Here is a 2,351-nt window from a genome sequence, read left to right as displayed (position 1 = left end):
AGGGCGCGCAAGGCGCTTCACGAAATCGCCATAACAGCGCTTGACTTGCCGGCGCGGCTGTCTTAATTCGCAGGCCTCCGATCGATGCAGCAGCGTCGCGGTCGAGCGGGGGAGTAGCTCAGTTGGTTAGAGCGCCGGCCTGTCACGCCGGAGGTCGCGGGTTCAAGTCCCGTCTCTCTCGCCATTCTTTTGGCGTTCCTTTCTGCTCCAATTTCAACCCGGCCGCGCAAGCGGGCGGGCTCGAATCGTCGCGTTCGCGCTTGACGATACGGCTTGCCGCCCAGCGGCGGTCGGGCCGGAATGGCAGCGTCGCGTCGGCGGCCTGCGGCGAAAATTTCGTCGCCTTTGTGCGTCGCGGCGTTTGGAAATTGCTCCGACTTTCGCATGAAATCACGGCGTCGAATGTCCGGCCGCGAGGCCTGCGACGCCAAAATCCCCGGTTTTCCGGGGCCTATGACGAATCGGGCGATCCGCGCCCGCAGCGCCGCTCAGGGTTCGGTCCATGGTTGGGCCTTGCGCGCGGCGCCGCCCTGCGATACGGAACCAAGACGATCCCGTGGCGTGTTGTGGCTTTTTCGAGGCCGCCTCCCGACCGCGCGGCGGCGACGAGCCGGTCCGGGCCATACCGGGCGGGGCGGCGAGCCGGAAACCAGAGCCAGGACAAAGCCATGCCGGTCCTCCTGAACGATTATCTGCCGCTGGTGATCTTCATCGCCCTGTCGGCGGTCATTTCGGGGGCGCTGCTTGTCGCGCCCTTCCTGCTCGCCTTCAAGGCGCCCGACGCCGAAAAGCTCTCGGCTTACGAATGCGGCTTCAACGCCTTCGACGACGCGCGCATGAAATTCGACGTGCGGTTCTATCTGGTCTCGCTGCTGTTCATCATCTTCGATCTCGAAGTCGCCTTCCTGTTCCCCTGGGCGGTCGCCTTTCGTCAGATCGGCGCCTTCGGCTTCTGGTCGATGATGGCTTTCCTCGGCGTGCTGACCGTCGGCTTCATCTATGAATGGAAGAAGGGAGCCCTGGAATGGGATTGACCTCCGACAAGGGCCAAACCCTTATCGCGCCGGCGCCGCGCGGCATTCTCGACCCGCGCACCGGCAAGCCGATCGGCGCCGACGACCCGACCTTCCTGGCCATCAATGACGAACTGGCCGACAAGGGCTTTCTGGTCACCGCGACCGATGATCTGATCAACTGGGCCCGCACCGGCTCGCTGATGTGGATGACCTTCGGTCTGGCCTGCTGCGCCGTCGAAATGATGCAGGTCGCCATGCCGCGCTATGACGTGGAGCGCTTCGGCTTCGCGCCGCGCGCCTCGCCGCGCCAGTCCGACGTGATGATCGTGGCTGGCACGCTGACCAACAAAATGGCCCCCGCTTTGCGCAAGGTCTATGACCAGATGCCGGAGCCGCGCTACGTCATTTCGATGGGCTCCTGCGCCAATGGCGGCGGCTATTACCACTATTCCTATTCGGTGGTGCGCGGCTGCGATCGCGTCGTCCCGGTCGACATCTATGTTCCGGGCTGTCCGCCTTCCGCCGAGGCGCTGCTTTACGGAATCATGCTGCTGCAGCGGAAGATCCGCCGCACCGGCACGATCGAGCGCTGAATTCCGACGCGCTCGACAGGGCGCGTCCATCATTATTCCGGCGTCCGCCGGCCGTTGGTTCTGCCCGTCAGAATCGAGAAACGGGATTGAGGTGTGAGCATGGCTGACGAGCAGAGCGCCCCCGCGACGGACCATTCCGCCGTCCTGCGGGAGAAATTGCAGGCCCTGTCCGCGAAAATTTCGTCGGGCCTCGGCGACGCCGTGCTTTCGGCGGATATCGCCTATGACGAACTGACGGTCGTGTTCGACGCGGCCAAATGGATTTCTTCGCTGACCTTTCTGCGCGACAACGGTTTTGTCTGCTTCATCGACCTGACCGCGGTCGATTGGCCGGCGCGCGAACAGCGTTTCGACGTGGTCGTCCATCTGCTCGATCCCTCGGCCAATCTACGCCTTCGCGCCAAATGCCTGACCGACGAGGATACGCCGGTCGACAGCGCCTTCGGCGTCTGGCCCGCCGCCGACTGGTTCGAGCGCGAGGCCTATGACATGTATGGCGTGCTGTTCGCCGGCCATCCCGACCTGCGCCGCATGCTGACGGACTATGGCTTCGACGGCCATCCGCTGCGCAAGGATTTCCCGATGTCCGGCTATGTCGAGGTCCGCTATGACGATGCGCAGAAGCGCGTGGTCTATGAGCCGACCAAGCTCAGCCAGGAATATCGCAGCTTCGATTTTCTCTCGCCCTGGGAGGCTGCTGAATATGAGCTTCCCGGCGACGAGAAGGCCACCAAGCAGGTCT

General features: G+C 63.8%; 3 protein-coding genes and 1 tRNA gene. All 4 read left to right on the top strand.

Annotated elements, in window-relative coordinates:
- Positions 1–107 precede the first annotated feature (107 nt).
- Positions 108–184, top strand: a tRNA-Asp gene (locus tag ACE3S9_RS18620).
- Positions 185–668: 484 nt separating this feature from the next.
- Positions 669–1,034: an NADH-quinone oxidoreductase subunit A gene (locus ACE3S9_RS18615; RefSeq protein ID WP_374547966.1), complete on the top strand. Its 366-nt coding sequence runs from the start codon at positions 669–671 to the stop codon at positions 1,032–1,034.
- A complete protein-coding gene (locus ACE3S9_RS18610; RefSeq protein ID WP_374547965.1) occupies positions 1,025–1,609 on the top strand; it encodes an NADH-quinone oxidoreductase subunit B family protein in 585 nt (194 codons plus the stop codon). The genes ACE3S9_RS18615 and ACE3S9_RS18610 overlap by 10 nt, the downstream gene beginning before the upstream one ends.
- A gap of 99 nt (positions 1,610–1,708) precedes the next feature.
- Positions 1,709–2,351 (top strand): NADH-quinone oxidoreductase subunit C (locus tag ACE3S9_RS18605; RefSeq protein ID WP_374547964.1); only part of this gene is annotated, 643 nt, incomplete at its 3' end.

It is taken from the genome of Rhodoblastus sp. (genome assembly GCF_041915505.1).
Taxonomy (GTDB): domain Bacteria; phylum Pseudomonadota; class Alphaproteobacteria; order Rhizobiales; family Beijerinckiaceae; genus Rhodoblastus.
This window is presented reverse-complemented; position numbering and strand designations above follow the sequence as displayed.